The 17623-nt window shown below is 68.2% G+C and carries 15 protein-coding genes; 3 read left to right on the top strand and 12 right to left on the bottom strand.

The annotated features are described in order from the left end of the window. Window positions 1-74: 74 nt before the first annotated feature. Genes Q0672_RS04235 through Q0672_RS04225 form a run of 3 tightly spaced genes read right to left on the bottom strand, consistent with a single transcriptional unit; the run spans window position 75 to window position 3127 of the window. Complete coding sequence (locus Q0672_RS04235) at window positions 75-1985, bottom strand: MAC/perforin domain-containing protein (protein WP_298620093.1); 1911 nt, start codon at window positions 1983-1985, stop codon at window positions 75-77. 36 nt (window positions 1986-2021) lie between these two features. Beyond that, window positions 2022-2762, bottom strand: a complete 741-nt coding sequence (locus Q0672_RS04230; protein ID WP_298620090.1) for a hypothetical protein — start codon at window positions 2760-2762, stop codon at window positions 2022-2024. Between the two features lie 8 nt (window positions 2763-2770). After that, entirely contained in the window at window positions 2771-3127 is a 357-nt protein-coding gene (locus Q0672_RS04225; protein ID WP_153160141.1) for a hypothetical protein, read from the bottom strand. Window positions 3128-3416: 289 nt separating this feature from the next. Between Q0672_RS04225 and Q0672_RS04220 the strand changes: the two genes are divergently transcribed. The 3 genes from Q0672_RS04220 to Q0672_RS04210 all read left to right on the top strand — a co-directional run bounded on the left by Q0672_RS04220 (window position 3417) and on the right by Q0672_RS04210 (window position 6078). Next, window positions 3417-4037, top strand: coding sequence for a response regulator transcription factor (locus Q0672_RS04220; protein WP_298620086.1), 621 nt, complete (start codon window positions 3417-3419; stop codon window positions 4035-4037). Continuing rightward, window positions 4034-5782, top strand: coding sequence for an ATP-binding protein (locus tag Q0672_RS04215; protein ID WP_298620083.1), 1749 nt, complete (start codon window positions 4034-4036; stop codon window positions 5780-5782). The genes Q0672_RS04220 and Q0672_RS04215 overlap by 4 nt, the downstream gene beginning before the upstream one ends. A gap of 110 nt (window positions 5783-5892) precedes the next feature. After that, on the top strand, window positions 5893-6078 hold the full coding sequence (locus Q0672_RS04210) for an HRDC domain-containing protein (protein ID WP_153160134.1): 186 nt from the start codon (window positions 5893-5895) through the stop codon (window positions 6076-6078). Between the two features lie 12 nt (window positions 6079-6090). Here Q0672_RS04210 and Q0672_RS04205 read toward each other — a convergent pair whose 3' ends face one another. The 9 genes from Q0672_RS04205 to trpD all read right to left on the bottom strand — a co-directional run bounded on the left by Q0672_RS04205 (window position 6091) and on the right by trpD (window position 17623). Further along, window positions 6091-7674 carry a tetratricopeptide repeat protein gene (locus tag Q0672_RS04205; protein WP_298620078.1) on the bottom strand — a complete coding sequence of 528 codons (1584 nt, stop codon included), beginning with the start codon at window positions 7672-7674 and terminating at the stop codon, window positions 6091-6093. Between the two features lie 203 nt (window positions 7675-7877). Further along, complete coding sequence (locus Q0672_RS04200) at window positions 7878-8222, bottom strand: FKBP-type peptidyl-prolyl cis-trans isomerase (protein WP_153160130.1); 345 nt, start codon at window positions 8220-8222, stop codon at window positions 7878-7880. A 175-nt stretch (window positions 8223-8397) separates the two neighbouring features. Next, window positions 8398-9381, bottom strand: a complete 984-nt coding sequence (locus Q0672_RS04195) for an MDR family oxidoreductase (protein ID WP_298620076.1) — start codon at window positions 9379-9381, stop codon at window positions 8398-8400. A gap of 49 nt (window positions 9382-9430) precedes the next feature. Then, complete coding sequence (locus Q0672_RS04190; protein ID WP_298620074.1) at window positions 9431-10069, bottom strand: TetR/AcrR family transcriptional regulator; 639 nt, start codon at window positions 10067-10069, stop codon at window positions 9431-9433. A 191-nt stretch (window positions 10070-10260) separates the two neighbouring features. Next, window positions 10261-10809 (bottom strand): peptide-methionine (S)-S-oxide reductase MsrA, encoded by a 549-nt coding sequence (gene msrA, locus Q0672_RS04185; RefSeq protein ID WP_298620072.1) that lies wholly within the window; start codon window positions 10807-10809, stop codon window positions 10261-10263. A gap of 27 nt (window positions 10810-10836) precedes the next feature. After that, window positions 10837-11565 carry a DUF2189 domain-containing protein gene (locus Q0672_RS04180; RefSeq protein ID WP_298620070.1) on the bottom strand — a complete coding sequence of 243 codons (729 nt, stop codon included), beginning with the start codon at window positions 11563-11565 and terminating at the stop codon, window positions 10837-10839. 157 nt (window positions 11566-11722) lie between these two features. Then, complete coding sequence (locus tag Q0672_RS04175; protein ID WP_298620068.1) at window positions 11723-15775, bottom strand: translocation/assembly module TamB domain-containing protein; 4053 nt, start codon at window positions 15773-15775, stop codon at window positions 11723-11725. Between the two features lie 3 nt (window positions 15776-15778). Further along, window positions 15779-16567: an indole-3-glycerol phosphate synthase TrpC gene (trpC, locus tag Q0672_RS04170; protein WP_298620066.1), complete on the bottom strand. Its 789-nt coding sequence runs from the start codon at window positions 16565-16567 to the stop codon at window positions 15779-15781. Between the two features lie 24 nt (window positions 16568-16591). Beyond that, on the bottom strand, window positions 16592-17623 hold the full coding sequence (gene trpD, locus Q0672_RS04165; RefSeq protein ID WP_298620064.1) for an anthranilate phosphoribosyltransferase: 1032 nt from the start codon (window positions 17621-17623) through the stop codon (window positions 16592-16594).

The raw sequence follows: 17623 nt of genomic DNA, 5'->3' as shown, positions 1-17623 counted from the left end.
TCCTCGAATAGGTCTGGAATCGGATTCCAGTGAATTGCCGCATCGCTGCGGCGGGATATAAAACGGGCAGGCGATCAGATCAGCGCCTCGAAAGCCTTCGAGGAGATCACCTGGGCAAAGGCCGTCATGTCCATCACCGTGTAGCGGGCGGTGACGGCCGAGCGGGCCTGCTCCTCGATGACCGTGGCGCAGCGCTGGGCCAGGGCGTCGGGCAGGAAGCACAGCACCGGGACGAGATCGGCGTTGTTGATGACCGCCCAGAACTTCACCGAAGCCACGCTGCCCGTCCACTTCGCCAGATCCTTCGGGTCCAGCGCCAGGCTCGAGCTGCCACCCATGGAGATCATCTGCTGCTCCTTGAGCTGCATGAGCGTGTTGTGCTTGCTCTGGCTAAGGTCGCTGTACGAATAGCCCACATCGAACTTGGCCTTGCCGGAATCGGTCTCGAACTCGCCGTTCGCCGCAAAGTTGAACTCGTTCAACAGGCTTTCCTGGTCGCTCTTCGCGTTCGACTTCGCAACCATGCTCCGCTGCAGCTTGCCGCCCACCGTCACGCGGCAGGGGTAGAAATAGCCGAACCTCCTGAACACATCCCGATGCAGCGCCTCGTATTGCTGGGGCAGCGAGGTGTAGGTCTCGAAGACCTTCTCGACCGCCGCCTGGAAACGCGGCGCACAGCGCAGATCGGCCTCCCTGTCGAAGAGCAGGACCACCTTGGGCACCAGCGTCTGGTTGGTCAGGAAGATGTCCGTGGTCTCCTGACGCTGGAGCTTTTCCAGGTCGTGCCGGAACTCGGCTGCGATCCCGCAACCGGCGTAGCTCCCCGAGGCCTTGGCGGCATGGACGCTGCGCTGGCGGAACTCGTTAAGGATGCGGCTTGCGGTCGCCGTGGTCACGCTGCAGGCCGAATAGTTGGGCGGCGCCGAACGCATGATGCGGTTCTCGTGGATGTACTCCACCGGCGCATCGTCCGAGCGCCGCGTGAAATCCATGTCGAGCGGGTTCGGCCCGATGTACAGCCCCCGGTTGAGGTAGAGCATCGTGTAGAGCGCCTTGACCTGCTCCAGGCTCAGGCTTGTAAACAGCTCCGGCACCTCCACCTCGGCACCATTGAGCTGCACCTCCAGCTCCTTCAGCAGATCGGGCGGCGAGCCCTCGTCGGGCAGGCCCCAGGCCGGCGGGCGACGGGTGGTATCGATGAAGGACGGCGTGCCCGGCTGCCCGGGGCGTACCGACGGCTTGCCGGACTTGGCCGACAGGATCCGCACACCGCCCTTCTCCGCCTCGACATCGCCCAGCGTCCAGCCCGCCTCCTGATCCGGCGCCACCTTGCCGCCGGCCTTGTCGGCAAAGTGGTCGTCCTTCTGGATCCACGCCCCCAGCGCGGTCCGCGCCGCGGCCAGGGTGTCCTCGGGCTTGAGCTTGAGGGACTTGCTCTCCTCGTCGAAGCTGCGGGTGAAGGTGAAGGGCCGCGCCTCCTGGGGCTTGGCCGCCACCGCGTCCTGCACGGCCACCACGCCTTCGGCGCTGGCGATGTCCTTCAGCGCCCAGTCGCCTTCCTCGGCCACGGCGATCTCGCTGCCGTCACGCCCGAGGAAGCGGTCTTCCGTCCCCAGCCAGGCGCCCAGCGCGGTGCGCACCTCGGCCAGCGTGAGGGTGGGCTTCAGCTTGAACGCGCGCTTGCCGCCCTCGCTCTTGCGCTGGAAGGAGTACATCGCCGGCGGCAGATCCGCCGCACTCGTCCGGATCGAGAGCCGCAGCTCCGTCGCGTCCTTCGTGGCCAGCAGGCTCTCGATCTGGGTGCCCGCCTCGCTATCCTTCACGACCGCGAAGCCGTCGCTGAGAAAGACGTCGCCGTCCTTCATCAGCTGCTCCTTCACCAGCTGGGCGCGCACGTCCTGGAGGCTCTGGGTCCGTTCGAACTGCAGGACGGTGTTCCTGGTCGAATCCGTCTCGTTGATGATCTTGACGCTAATCTTGGTCATATCCGCTTTTCCCCGAAATCCGGCATTGCGCCGGCATCAGCGCGCCACCAGGAAAGTGACATGCAACACCCCGAACCGCTCCTGCGGGCTCTCCTTCTGCACCTGGATGCGCTCGAAGACCTGCTCCGCGCCCTCGTCCCGCCACAGACCACCGGCCCCCACCCCCGACGACGCCGTCGCCATGCCCAGCCCGTCGGCGAGCGGCGGCGCCGCCTGGCGCACCGGGGGTGCAGGTGGCGCGGTGAGATTGCGCGGATGCCGCTCGTCGTAGACGCGCCCCGAGATGGGATCCAGATACTGCAGGACGGGCCACGCCTCGATGTCGCAGCTCCAGTGCGCCATCGCCTCAGCGGTCGACACGCCACCGTCGATCCGGGCACGCGCCGAGTCGATGGTGAGCAGGTCGGACGAGGACTGATAGCGCCGGATCGTGGCCGTCATCATCCCGTTCTCGTCTACGCGATCGACCGCGTAGAGCTTGTCGACGACGGTCTCGGCGTTGCTGCGGATGGAGAAGCCGAAGCCCACCTTCGCCGCACAGCGGATCCGGATCGACAGGGCCGCATTGGCCGGCGCGATGACCGCATGGGGAAACAACCGCCCCTCCACCGCCGCGTTTCCGCCGGCGCTCAGGCGGACATCCGTCATCATGCGCAGGGTGGCATCCTGATTCCGGGGCTTCGCCAGCGCGTCGGCCATGTTCAGGCCGAACTGCACTTCCATGTTCGGGTGAACCCGGAACCACTCCGTATCGGTGCCGCTACTGATCTCGATCATGGCGCCGCTCACAGCAGGTCAATGCCATAGAAGAGGGTCGTGCCGGCCGCGCGCTGTACCGCGGTGTGGCCGTTCGGCGCGTACAGGAAACTCGGCCCGCGCTTATCCACGCCAGCCACGACGCGGACGAAGATCTGCAGGCTGTCGCCCACCTCGGGCGGCTGGCCGTTGAAACGCAGGGTGCCCAGATCGATCTTCCGCCGCTGCCCGATCGGATAACGCCCGCTGTTCCAGTTCTCCCCCGCACCATCGAGGCGGCCGGCGACATCGCCCCGGTACACCTCGAAATCCATCACAAAACCGCCGTCGTTGAGGCACTCGGCGAACTGATAGTACTTTTCCACCTGACCGGATTCCGAAACCATGTCCATTTCCTTTCGTGACGTGTTGAGTTGTGCGACACACCCTGTCGCTCACCTGGCCCTGAGGCTTCATGCGCATGGCTGCTGCATCACAGCGCCCTGCCAATGCCAAAAGAGTATTCACGTCATCAGCCAAAACCGCCATAATCCGGATTGACTACGGCTAGTCCTTCCCGACTAGAGGCGGCGGCCATTGCCGCCCTTTCCGATCCCCGGTCGCGCGTTCTTCCCCTTCCCTCCCCACTGTCCCTGTAGCGCCGCGCCCCCGGCTCCGCGCGAGGAGAATCCATTGATGCAGCACTACCGATTGCTCCTGATCGACGACCACACCCTTTTCCGCACCGGCCTGCGCCTGTTGCTGGGCGACACCCTGCCAACGTCCGACATCCTCGAAGCCGGCTCGGTCATGGAGGCCGTCGAGCAGCACGGCCGCACCGCCATCGACCTGATCCTGCTCGACCTCCAGCTGCCCGGCCTGAGCGGGCTGGAAGGGACGCAGGTGCTCCACCGGCATTTCCCGGCGGCGCGGATCATCGTCGTGTCAGGCACCACCGAGGCCTGGACGCCCGAGATGGCGACCCGCTATGGCGTATCCGGCTTCCTGTCCAAATCGGCAACGCCGGAGCAGATCGAAGCCAGCATCGCCCAGTGCCTCCAGACCCCACCGCCCAGTGCCACACCGCGCGCCGCGGGCCGTCTGGCCTCGCCTGGCCCGCTCACGCCACGCCAGCTGGAAGTCCTGCACCACCTCGGCCTGGGGCGCTCGAACAAGGTGATCGCCCGTCACCTGGGGCTGGCCGAGAACACCGTGCGGGTCCATGTGGCCGCCATCCTCGCCCACCTCAACGTGGCGAGCCGGATCGAGGCGGTGCTGGAAGCCCAGCGCCGCGGGCTCCTTCGCCAGACGCCATGACCTCGCCCCTGCGCCTAGACGCCCCCCACCTGCTGGCCGCTGGGATGGCGCTGATCGACCAGAGCTTCGGCATCGCCATGCTCGGCTGCTTCCTCGCCTCAGTGCTCCTCGGCAGCGCCGTCCTGCTGTCCGGCGGGCCGGCCCATGTCGGGCTGTGGTGCGCCGCGATGGGCCTCGCCTGCGCCTTCGGTCACCTGTGGCGGAGGCGCAACCCGGCACGGGTCACGCCGGCAGGTGCCCAGGACTACGCCCGGTGGATGACCGCGCTGCTGATCGTGCTCGGCAGCCTGTGGGGCTTCGCCGGCTGTGTGTACATGGATCTGGAGTCGCCCCCGTCGGTGGTCTCCGCCCTGGCCCTGATCGCCGGCATGAGCGCCGCGGCCCTGTCGATCTTCTCCCCATGCCTGCCGGTCGCCATCGGGTTCTTCTTCCCCGCAATCCTGCCGGTCTGGGCCTACGTGCTCGTTGCCGGCGGCGCCCATTACCTGTGGCTGTGGATCGGCATCCCGCTGTACCTGCTGGTGCTCACGGTGTTCGCCCGCAACTACGCGCTGGTCGCCCGCCGCTCCATCCTCCTGCGTTTCGAGAACCTGGAGCTCGTCGAGCAGCTGCGCGCCGAAACCCTGCGCGCCGAAGAGGCGAACCGCGCCAAGTCGGTCTTCCTGGCGGCGGCCAGTCACGACCTGCGCCAGCCGCTGCACGCCCTGGGGCTGTTCATCGCCTCGCTCCGCCGCACCCCGCTGGACGAGGGCCAGACCGACCTGCTGACCCACATGGACGGCGCCGCCCGGGCCGCCGGCGAGATGCTCAACACCCTGCTCGACTTCTCCCGCCTGGAAGCAGGCGTGATCGAGGCCAATCCGCAGCCCTTCCCGCTCCAGCCGATGCTCCGCAAGCTCGAAGCCGAGTTCGCCCCCCAGGCCGAACAGAAACAGCTGGTGTTCCGCCTGCGGGACACGCCCGCCATCTGCCACACCGACCCAAGCCTCCTGGAGCTCGTGCTGCGCAACCTGATCGCCAACGCGGTCCGCTACACCGAGTGCGGCGGCCTCCTCATCGCCTGCCGACGGCCCCGGGCGGGGCTGGCGGTGATCGAGGTGTGGGACACCGGGATCGGCATTCCCTCGTCCCAGCACGAGGCGATCTTCCAGGCCTTCCACCAGCTCGGGAATCCCGAGCGCGACCGGCGCCACGGGCTCGGGTTGGGGCTCGCCATCGTCCGCCAGCTGGTCAGGACCATGGATCTGGCGCTCAGCCTCGCATCCCGGCCCGGACGCGGATCGGTGTTCCGGGTGGCCATCCCGTGCCACGCCGACGCGCCCAGCCCGCCATGGCCGGCCGCCGCCACGACGGACCAGCCCCGGGATCTGCAACGGCTCCGGGTGCTCGTCATCGACGACGACCAGACCGTCCTGTGCGCCATGCGCGCGCTGCTGGAAAGCTGGAACTGCGACTGCCGGACAGCCGAATCCGAAGCCGCCGCCATCGACTGCCTGCACGACTTCGAACCGGCGGTGGTCATCACCGACTACCGCCTGCGCGGGCATCGCACCGGGCACCAGGCCCTCGACGCCATCCGGGCGTTCCTGCAGCGCCGGCCGCCGGTGATCCTGATGACCGGCGACACCGCCCCCGACCGTCTGCGCGAAGCCATGGCTGGCGGCGTGCGGCTGCTGCACAAGCCGATCAGCGCCGATGCCCTCCTCGAGGCCGTGCTGCAGCTGGCACCGGCACGCCCCGACTGAGCGTCCGGATCACCTGCACGCACGATGCGCTTGCGCCATATGGTCGGGAATCGCTCCAGAATGCCGCCGATGCTCCCGACCCGCCCGCCTCGCCAGCCGCCGACGCCCAGGTGTGCCGGGATCACGGGCCCGATCGATCCGGCTTTCAGCGCCTCGACCGCAACGGGGACGGCCGGCGCCACATCGCCCGCCGCCGGCCCGACCGCATCATCGCGCTGGCCGCCATCTCCGGCGTGGGCGATCGCGAGCTCGAGGCCTACGGGAAGGACAGCCTGACGCTCCTCACCGAAGACTGAGGCCGCGGCGCCTCAGCGGGGCAGGCCGGAGCGGATCTCCGCCGCCCGCTTCGCGGCCGCCTCGGCCTGAGCGGTGCGGCCCGCCTTGCGTTCCAGCTCGGCCAGCTGGGTCAGCGCAGCCACCATGAAGTCCGGCGCCTCGGCTACGTAGCGCTCCGCCGTGGCCTGTACCTGCCGGTTGAGCGCCAGCGCCCCGGCATCGTCTCCCTGGGCCACCCGCAAACCGGCCAGCTGGAAGCGCACGTTGGCCACTTGCAGGCTGTCCTCACCCGCCACCTCGATCCAGCGGGCCAGCGCCATCCTGCACACCGCCTCCGCATCGGCCGGGCGCGATTGCTCAGCGAGATTGCCGCACAGGTTGATCTCGGCCGCGGCAATCATCGGCGGCGTGGCAAGGGGGCTGCGCCTGAACACCTCCAGCGCCTCCCGGAACAGCACCTCCGCCTCCCGGTGGCGGTTCTGCGCGCCATACAGAAAGGCGCGGTTGTTGAGCATCCGCCCGTATTCCGGCGAATTCTTGCCCTCCCTGGCCGCCACAATCCCGAGGGCGCGCTCGTAAAGCTGATGAGCTTCGTCGTAACGGCGCTGGGCCCGATACACCGTCGCCAGATTGTTGAGCGCGCTCGCCACCAGCGTCGAATCTGGCCCCGCAGCCTGCTCGCTTGCCGCCAGCAGGCGCTGGGCGAGCTTCTCCGCGCGGGGCTGGTCGCCGCTGCCCGAGGCCGCGCTCAAAGCCAGCCCCAGCACCTCCACGCTCGTCGCGTTGCCGCCACCGGTAGTCTTCTCTTCGATCGCCAGCGCCCGCTGGGCGTCGAGGTCGGCCTCCCGAAAACGCAGCTGCGCCAGCCGGAGCTTGGCCCGCGCGGTGAGCGCCAGCCCCACAACCGGGTGTTCGGCTCCCAACTGCCGCTCGCCAATCGTCACCGCGCGCTCGATGGTGGCCTCGGCATCGGCGTTGTGGCCCAGGGCGATCTGCTCCCGGCCCAGGCCGACCAGCGCGTAGGCCAGATCGCCGCCATCCGCACCGCGCAAGGCCTCGACGAGTCTCACCACCTGCCGGTAGCCCTGTTCGGCCTCCTCATGCCGCTCCAGCCGCGCCAGGGCGTTCGACTGCACATCCAGCGCCTCGGCCATCTGCAGCGACGTGGCCCCGCCGTCCCGCTCGATCAGGCCCCGGGCCCGCTGGGTCAGGGCCACCGCCTCGGCCGCCTGCCCCCGCTGCATTTTCACCCCGGCCAGGTGCACCAGCGGCTGGGCCAGCAACGGAGAGTCGGGCCCCGCCGCCCTCTCCACCAGGACAACACTCCGCTTCAGCACCACCTCCGCCTCGTCCAGCCGTCCCAGCGACAGCAGCGCCGGGCCCAGCACCTGCAGGCTGGCAAACACAGGTGGGCTTTCCTGGCCGCCCTCCTTCTCGGCCAGATCGAGCGCTTCCAGCGCCTTGCGGCGCGAGGCCTCGAAATCGCCCTGCTGGTAGCTGGCCATGGCATCCCGCTGCAGCACCTGCCATGCCGGGCTCTGGGCCCCAGCCAGCGGCACGCCAGACGCCAGTAAAGCCGCCAGCACCGCCACCCGCGCTCGCTTCAGCATTGACATGATGGCTCTCCCCTTTCAGATGGTTGCCCGTCAATAACCCGATCAGCATCATCTCCAGCTTACACAGGCGCCCGTGCCGCCGCTTTGCGCCAGCGCAAGCCCGCCCCCTGAACGCCCTTCACGACTTGCCTTCCTCGCTCCGCGCCACAAAACACAACGGGCGCCAGTGGCGCCCGTTGTGTTTGCAGCAAGGTGCAGCTGGATTACAGCACGGCCAGCAGTTCCACCTCGAACACCAGCGTGGCGTTCGGCGGGATCACGCCGCCAGCGCCGCGCGCGCCGTAGCCCAGCTGGGGCGGAATGGTCAGCTTGCGGGTACCGCCCACCTTCATGCCCTGCACGCCTTCGTCCCAGCCGGCGATCACGCGACGGCCGCCGAGGGGGAACACGAACGGGTCGTTGCGATCCTTGCTGGAGTCGAACTTGGTGCCGTCGGTCAGCCAGCCGGTGTAATGCACCTGGACGTTCTTGCCCGCAACGGCTTCGGCGCCGGTGCCAACCTGGGTATCTTCAATGACGAGGCCGCTCGCCGTGGTTACTTGAGTCATGGAACGCTCCTGTTTGATGAACGGCGGATTCTATCAATCATCAGATGACGCGATAAGGTTTAGGGTTTCGCCCAATGACTTGAAAATTCCCATCAACGACCGCTCACCGCTACGCGCGGGCAACGTCAGGTTGAACCTACCACACCGGCGATCCGCGAAGGCCAGCCACCCTCTGTCAGCGATTGACGTCCACGATCACGCGGCCGCGAATCTCGCCATTGATGAGCTTCGACGCCGTGGGAATTGCATCGCTTAACGAGATCTCGGTGCTGATCATCTCCAGCTTGGAAACATCAAGGTCGACACCCAGGCGTCGCCACGCCTCAAGGCGATCGGGGCGCGGGCACATCACGCTGTCGATACCGGCGAGTGTCACACCACGCAGGATGAACGGCGCGACCGTAGCCGGGAAATCCATTCCCCCTGCAAGTCCACATGCCGTGACCACACCGCGATATCTGGTGGTGGCGCAGATATTCGCCAACGTATGACTGCCGACGACATCAACCGCACCGGCCCAGCGCTCCTTACCCAGCGGCTTGCCTGGCGTCCCAAACTCCGCGCGATTGAGCACTTCGCTTGCACCCAGGTGTTTCAGGTAGTCCGCCTCCTCTGTCCGCCCACTGACAGCGACCACCGTATAACCCAGCTTCGCCAGCACTGCGGTTGCCACGCTGCCGACGCCACCCGCGGCGCCGGAGACCAGAATCTCGCCGTGCGCGGGCGTCACACCGTGGCGCTCCAGTGCCAGCACGCAGAGCATGGCGGTATAGCCTGCCGTGCCGATCGCCATGGCCTGCTGCGGGGAAAACTGCTCGGGCAATGGCACCAGCCAGTCACCCTTCAGACGCGCCTTCTGGGCCAGTCCGCCCCAGTGCCCCTCGCCGACACCCCATCCATTCAGCAGCACACTGTCTCCGGCCTTGTACTCCGGGTGCGTACTCGATTCGACGACGCCGACCAGATCGATGCCGGGCACCATCGGAAAGCGTCGAACCACCGGCCCCTTGCCAGTGATGGCAAGGCCATCCTTGTAGTTGAGCGTGGAATGACTGACGCGGACGGTGACATCTCCATCGGGCAACTGCCCTTCGTCAATGTCCTTGATGTTGGCGCGATAGCCGGCTTCATCCTTCTCAATCAGAATACCTTTGAACATTTTTCGCTCCTCGAAATTTAGACCGATCGTCTACAAAAACTTAAAAAAATCAGGGCCTCTGCAGCCCGGCAAAAAATCCGCGAGCAAAGATTTCCAGAGGCTTGGCACTACGTTCGAGCTTGGCGCGAAGGACCGCACCTTCCCAGCCGATCCAGAAAAAGGTGGCCTGCTGCGCGCAGTCCACGACGGCGGGGATTTCGCCCGCCTCTTTCGCGGTTTCGAGACAGCACGCCAAGCGCCGCTCCCAGTCGCAAAACACCGCGTTGAGCCGCGCCCGGAAACTTTCCGGCAGGGCCGCCATCTCCTGACCGAGGTTACCGATCAGGCAGCCACGACGGAAATCGTGCCGCGCCATTCCACCGCGGGCGTCTTCGACAAAGGCCGATAGACGATCGAGCGGCTTCCTGGATTGATCGTTGAAATGGCGGTCGAGCTTGTAAGCAAAATAGCTCGCATACCGATCAATCAGCTCCGCCCCGAAGGCCTCCTTGCTCTCGAAATAGTGATAGAAGGAACCCTTGGGCACACCTACCCGCTTGAGCACTTCATCGATACCCGTCGCCGAGAACCCCTTTTCGGTCAGCGCCTCCAGCCCGGCGCGAATCAATAGCTCTCGCGTTTCGAGCGTCTCATCGGGCCGCTTCGGCGGGCGGCCGCGCCTACGGGCAACGGGATGCTGTATCTCCATGAGCCAATATTAGACCGATCGTCTCAATTATTGCAAGGATTATGTTTGGTCCGTAGGCGCATCCTTGACGAATCAAGGCTGTCGCTCGTGGCTGATGTTGCCAGAGGGAGTCCATCGATGCAGTGCCGGCTGAAACCATCACCCGCTGCGCGGCCGCGACGGCTGGCGTTCATCCCCGTGCTGCGCCCGGCTCACCCGCCCTTGCGACGCCCCGCGAAAGCCTTGCGAAACTTGGCCACCTTGGGCGCCACCACAAACTGGCAGTAGGGCTGGCGGCCGTTACGGGCAAAGTAGTTGTCGTGATAGGGCTCGGCCGGCCAGAAGGTGCCGGCGGGCTCGACCTCGGTGACGATGGGTGCATCAAACTCGCCCTCGAGGGCCAGCTGCTCGATCTTGGCCCGGGCGATGGCGTCCTGCTCCGGGCTGGTGGTGAAGATCGCCGACCGATACTGGGTGCCCACATCATTGCCCTGGCGGTTGGGCGTCGTCGGATCGTGGATCGCGAAGAAGATGTCGAGCAGATCGGAATAGCCGATCACCGCCGGATCGAACTCGATGCGCACGGCCTCGGCGTGACCGGTGTCGCCATCGCACACCCGCTCGTAGCTGGGCGCATCCAGATGGCCGCCGATATAGCCGGACTGGGCCGCGCTCACCCCCGCCACATCGAGGAACACCGCCTCGATGCACCAGAAGCAGCCGCCCGCCAGAATGGCGACCTCGTTCGTCTTTTCGCTCATTGTTGTCTCTCCAGGCTGGGGCTCCGCTCAGCCCCCGGCCGGCGGAAAGACCTGAAGATAAAGCAGATCCGACGCAAACGCGAGGCACGGCAGCGACACCAGCAGGAGCGGCGGAAACAGGATGGTGGCGATGATCGCCCCCGCCAGCAGCACCGCCCACACCAGCATCGACCCGGGGTTGGCGAACACCCCTCGCACGCTGGCCGTCACCGCGCCCACCAGCTGCGCCCGGCCATCGAACAGCAGGGGCACCGCAAAAGCGGAGATGTTGAAGACGATGAACGCCAGCACCGCGCCCATCAGGCTGGTCCACGCATGAAAGCGCGCCACCTGGGCCGCGTCCGGCGTACTCGCGCCGATCATGAAGCTATACACCGTGGCCGCGTCGGTGAGCCAGATCAGCAGGAGCAGGCTGCACGCCGCCGCCAGCCCCCACAAACCCCTCGGCGCCTGCCGAAAGCCCGACAGCACATCGGCAAAGCCCGCACCACGCCCCGCGGCGACAGCCCGCCGCAAGGCAAAGAACCCTGCCAGCACCGCCGGCCCCACCAGCAGAAAGCCGCCGGCAAAAGGCAACATCATTGCCGACAGGCCAAAGTGGGCCAGCGCCCCGAAGATGCCCACGCCGATCAGCATGAACACCCCTGCAAACCCCGCCGCCGGCACCAGACACCGCCGATACGCCGCCCAGCCCTTTGAAACCGCCGAGAGGATCGTGCCGACAGAAATGCGACAGGGCGTGAGTTGATCGGACATCAGGCGAGCCTCCACGGGGTCAGATCATGCATCTGGCCTGATGCCGTCCGAGCGGGCAATGATTTGCGTCAAGACCCCGAAAGCCCAGCGCGAACGGATCGCGCAAGGGGTTTTGGACGGCAAGGCGCTTCAGCTTGGCCTTGACCGCGTGCGCCGCCTACTTGAACGACAGCGTGAACACCGCGTCCAGCGCGTTTTCGCTGCCCGCCCGGCCGATGACGGCGATGCGGCGGGTGAGCTGGTAGGTGAGCTTGACGATGCTCGACGTGCCCGAGATGCTCTGCTCGAAGGAGAGCATGGCCCGGGCGGAGAGGCGCTTGCCGATGGTGATGACCTGCCCGGGCACGCTGTCGATGTTGCTGGACGAGGCGCTGGACGCCGTGCCGGTGACGCTGCCGGTGGCGACGCTGCTGGTCTGCACGCGGCTGCGGCTGTCGACGCTCGAGCCAAACGAGATTTCGTCGAAACCCAGGGCCCGGGCCAGGCCGGCCGACATGCCGGAGCCCGAATCCCCCAGCAGGGCCTGGGCCGCAGGCAGCAGCAGGGCCATTTCGCCGCCGGAGCCTTGATCGGGCGGACGGCCGAGGACGATCCAGCCGAGCTTCTCGGGGTCGGGCACGTTGGGCTCCGACACCAGCCGCACCAGCGGCCGGCGGGCGGTGCCGGTGATCCCCACGCCGGCCTCGACGGTGAGGCCCTTGCGCAGCGCCACCACGTTGAGGCCCGGATTGGCCACCGGGCCGTTGAAGGTGATGATGCCTTTTTCGATGCTGAGCTTCTGGCCATAGCCTTCATACACCCCGCCCACGGTGGTGATGGTGCCGGTGGCGGCCAGGGGGCGGCCGGGGCCGGAGGTGAGCCGCAGGTCGCCGGCGAGACGGGTGTCGAGGCCCAGCGCGCGCACGTAGAGGGCGTCACCCAGGCCGATGGCCAGATCGACCGACATGCTGAAGGGGCTGGCCTGGGCCTTGGCACCTCGCGCGGGGTCGAGCACCACCACGTCCTCGCCCAGGCTGGGCGGTGGGGTGCGGGAGAGTTCGACAAAGCCCGCATCGGCAGCCAGCCGGCCCTTGAGGTGGGCGGAATTCCAGCCGGTGGCGAGCTCGCCCTCGCCGCTCAGCACCAGCCACTGATCGACCCGCTGAAGGAGCGGCAGGCGGTCGGCGCGGAAATCGAAATGGCCTTCGCCGGTGGCGAGCTGCACCTGCCCCTTGGCCTTGAGGGTGCCCGGGGTGGCAGTGAGCCGGGCCAGGTCGATGCGCCCTTCGCGGGGTTTGACCCGGTTGGGCGAGACGAAGCTGAATTCCTCGAGATTGAGCCGGTCGCGGTTGAAGTCGAGCTGCAGGGTGCCGCCCGACAGGTGCAGGCCCTGGTCGGCCATCACGAAGGAGAGCTTGTCGCCCCGGATGCGGCCGGCGGCTTCGGGGCTGGCCGGGGTGCCGGCGAGGGAAAATTCGCCCTTCAGGCTGCCGTCGGTCTTGAGGTTCTGGTCGGCCAGCGGGCCGGCCCAGGCGATGGAGGGGATGTCGAGCCGCGCAGAGCCCAACAGGGGCGCGCCGGGCACCAGCCGCACGGTGCCGTCGGCGGTGCGCTCGGCCAGCGCAGTGCCGGCGCCCGATGCGCTGCCCAGCCGGCTGCCGTGGGCCGAAAAGCCGAAGGCGATGCGGTTGGACGCGGCGCTCACGGTGAGCTGCAGCTCGTCCAGCCCCAGCTGCACCGGCGAATCGCCCTGAAGTTCAAGATCGCCGCTTTCGCGGAAGACGCGCACGAGACCATTCACCTGCTCGCCGATGTCCACGTTCCATTCGCCGCCGATCTGCAGCGAGTTGCCGCGGGACTGCACCTTTCGGGTGGCCGGATCGAGATTCACCCCGACCTGCACGCCGCTGACGCTGCCCCGGGCGACCAGATGCCGGGCCTGCCAGCGGGTTTCGTCGAGCCGGAAACGCCCGCCGGCCACGCCGCGCACTTCGGCCGCGCCCAGGGTGATCTCGTCGGCGGACAGCAGCAGGGGCGCCGGCGCGGCAAGGGTGAGGCGATCGTCGCCGCGCAGCTGGAAGCTATCGAGCCGGCCCTGCCAGCGGGGGCCATCGGAGAGCGCCCCGGCCAGGGTGGCGACGACGGAGGTGGAGCCATTGGCGTAGGCCTCCAGCCGGGCGGTGTTGGCGGCGCGGGTGCCATCAAAGACGAAGCTCGCCCGACGCAGCAGCGCGTCGCCGACGCTGCCGTCCTTGGCCGGCGTGCGCAGGCCGGCCACCGACAGGGCCACGGCGATGCTGCCGTTCCTACCCTCGGCGATGCGGCCCTGGCCGTTGGCGGCGTCGATGCGGATGCCACCGACGGCGAGTTGCTCGGCGGTGAGTTCGAAATCCCCCGCCGGGTGATCGATGCTGCCCCGGAGCACACCGGTCAGGTGCAGCTTGCCCCCCAGGCCGTGGCCGAGGGCGGCGAGCGCCGGGGCGTCGAGGTTCAGGTCGAGGGCATCGCCGGGCTTGCCGTACCGGCCCTTGGCGACGAGCCGGTTGCCGGCCAGGGTGAGGGCCACGTCGGCATCGGCGAGGCGCGTGCCTTCGACCGCCAGCACGCCGCGGCCGGCCAGGGGCTTGCCTTCGAGGGTGCTGGGCGCCAGATCGAAATCGAGCCGCCCGGCAAGGTGCGGCGCGCGCTTGCCCTTGAGGGTGAAGCGGGTGTTGAGGTCGGCGGTGGGCGCGGTGGTCACGAACGCGCGGGGGTCGAAGCGGTCGAGCCGGCCGGTGGCCTCGAAGGCGCCGGCGGCATCCAGCGCCAGCTTGCCGGTAGCCTCCAGCCGGGCGGCGCGGGCGGTGGCGAGGAGCTTGTCGATGGTGACGAGGCCGGCAGCGTGGCGGGCGTCGAGGCGCAGGGCGAGCTGCGGGTCGCGGAGATCGGCGCGGACGGTCTGCGCCTCGGCGTCGGCGTCGGCGTCGATGCGGCCGGCGATTCGGGTGGTGACGGCGCGCTTGTCGAGCTTGCGGGCGTCGAGATTGCTGATGCGCAGTTCGGCGTCGACCTTGCCGAAACCGGCGGCGGGCTCGTTGCCCGTGCCGGGCTTGGGCGCCTGCCAGCGGGCCGAGCCTTCGGCGCGGCCGTTACCCGGCAGGCGCAGATCAATGTCGGCCAGCGCCAATTCGCCGCCCGCCCAGCGCAGAGCGGTGGCGAGGGATTCGACCGGCAGCGCGCCGGCGTCGTAAGTGCCGGGGGCGCGGTTGACGATGCGCACCGGGCCGCTCACCACCCAGTCGGTGGCTGTGGGCTTGTCGGTGGCGGCGGACGGGACGAGATCGGCGTCGATGTCGAGGGTGGCGGTGGGCGCGTCCGGGTGGAAGCGCTTCGGGTCGACGCCGGTGAGGTGGGCCTTGGCCGATTGCAGCGGCAGGCTGGCAAAGGGCGTGGCGACGATGGCGGCCGTGCCATCAACACCGGCCCCGGCGATGGTGGCATCCAGCAGCAGCTTCTGCAGGTCGCCGCCGGCCTTGGCGCTTACCGTCCAGGCTTCGTCGGCGTGGCGGGTGGCGAGGCTGGCGCTGGCCTTGAGGGGGAAAGGTCGCTGGCCGTCGAGCTCGGCGTCGGCGGCCAGCTGGCCGAAGGGCGCAGTGGCCTTGAGGCCGGTCGCCCGGTGGTGGCGGCCGTCGGATTGCAGCGCGCCGGCCAGGGCGGTGAATTCGATGTCCGGCGCGGCGGGCTTGCCATCTTCGAGTTTGCCCACCTGCAGCCGGCCGATCTGGAAGTGGTCGATGGCGATGGCGGCGGGCAGTTCAAGACTGCCCGGCAGCGTGGAGGGCGCGTCGCTGGGAGCGCTGGCCACCTGCACGTCGGCGGCGGCGAGGCGGGCGATGTCGAGCCGGCCGCGGGTGAGCGCGGCGGGGTTCCAGGTGAGGGCCAGGTCATGCACATCCACCTGCAGCGTGGGCGTGCGCACCCGCAGCAGGCCCAGGTGCAGATCACCCAGCAGGTAGCCGTCGGCCTTCTCGAAGGTGACGACGCCGCCCGACAGCCGGGCGACGAAATCCACCAGCATCCCAAGGCCCGAGGTGGTGCCACCCAGCCAGCCGACCAGCACAATGGCCACGGTGATGCCTGCGATCAGCAGCGCGAGCACCCCGCGCAGAAGCCGCCGCCCCCAGCCCGAGCGGGGCGGCGGCGGGGTTTGATCCTGCGGGGCAGCGCCGGCGGGCGCCGGCGTGTCGCTCATCGGTCAGCCAAAGAGGGCGGCGAGGCCGGCACCGGGATCGTCGGCGCGCATGAAGGCTTCGCCCACCAGGAAGGCATTGACCTTGTGCTCGCGCATCAGGGCCACGTCGGCCGGGGCGAGGATGCCCGATTCGGTGACGACGATGCGTTCGGCGGGGATGCGCGGCAGCAGATCGAGCGTGGTCTGCAGGCTGACCTCAAACGTGCGCAGGTTGCGGTTGTTGATGCCGATGAGCGGCGTACGCAGGTTGAGGGCCACGTCGAGTTCGGCGCCGTCGTGGACTTCGACCAGCACGCCGAGACCGAGGCTCTCGGCGATGGCTTCCATCTCCTGCATCTGGGCCAGCGAGAGCGCCGAGGCGATCAGCAGGATGGCGTCGGCGCCCATCGCGCGGGCTTCGTACACCTGATAGGGATCGACCAGGAAATCCTTGCGCAGGGCCGGCAGGCTGCAGGCAGCGCGGGCGGCCTGGAGGTATTCCGGCGCGCCCTGGAAGAACTGGCGGTCGGTGAGCACCGACAGGCAGGCGGCGCCGGCCTTCTCGTAGCTGGCGGCGATCTCGGCGGGGCGGAAGTCGGCGCGGATCACGCCCTTGGAGGGGCTGGCCTTCTTGATCTCGGAGATCACCGCGGCGCGGCCGGCGGCGATCTTCGCGCGCATCGCGCCGACGAAATCCCGCGCGGGAGCCTGGGCGGCGGCGAGCTCGCGCACGGCAGCGTCGGACACCGCGGCGCGGGCGGCGGCGACTTCGGTGTGCTTGACGGCGAGGATCTTGTTGAGGATGTCGGACATGGAGGTTCTCTGAATGGGAGCGGCTTAGGCGAAGGACTTGCTGCAGGCGACGAATTCCTCGAGCTTGGCCCGGGCGGCGCCGGACGCCAGCACCTCGCGGGCGCGCACGATGCCCTCGCCGATGGAATCCACCAGATTGGCGGTGTACAGCGCGGTGCCGGCGTTGAGCGCGACGATCTCGCGGGCGGCACCCGGCTTGTTGTCTAGCACGCCCAGCAGCACGCCCTTGGATTCGTCGGCGTCGGCCACCTTGAGGTTGCGGCTCGACATCATGGTGAGGCCGAAGTCTTCCGGGTGGATCTCGTATTCGCGGATCTGGCCGTCCTTCAGCTCACCCACCAGGGTCGAGGCGCCCAGCGACACCTCATCCATGCTGTCGCGGCCATGCACCACCAGCACGTGCTTGGCGCCCAGGCGTTCCATCACGCGTACGCAGATGCCCACCAGATCGGGGTGAAACACGCCCAGCAGGGTGTTGGGCGCACCGGCCGGGTTGGTGAGCGGGCCGAGGATGTTGAAGATGGTGCGCACGCCCATCTCGCGACGGATCGGGGCGACGTTCTTCATGGCGCTGTGGTGGTTGGGGGCAAACATGAAGCCGATGCCGGTGCGGGCGATGCACTCGGACACCTGCTCGGGCTTGAGGTTGATGTTCACGCCCAGGCTTTCGAGCACATCGGCGCTGCCGGACTTGCTGGAGACGCTGCGCCCACCGTGCTTGGCGACGCGGGCGCCGGCCGCCGCGGCAACGAAGATCGTCGCGGTGGAGATGTTGAAGGTGTGGGAGCCGTCGCCGCCGGTGCCCACCACGTCCAGGAAGTGATCGTTGGGCGGCGGCACGATGACCTTGGTGGACAGCTCGCGCATCACGGTGGCGGCCGCCGAGATCTCGCCGATGGTCTCTTTCTTGACGCGCAGGCCGGCGAGGATGGCCGCGGTCATCACCGGCGAGACTTCGCCGGCCATGATCTGGCGCATCAGCGACAGCATCTCGTCGTAGAAGATTTCCCGGTGCTCGATGGTGCGTTGCAGGGCTTCCTGGGCAGTGATGGACAT

It is taken from the genome of uncultured Zoogloea sp. (assembly GCF_937894855.1).
Taxonomy (GTDB): Bacteria; Pseudomonadota; Gammaproteobacteria; order Burkholderiales; family Rhodocyclaceae; genus Zoogloea; species Zoogloea oryzae.
The sequence above is the reverse complement of the archived record's forward strand: the minus strand, read 5'-3'. Positions and strand labels throughout refer to the sequence as shown.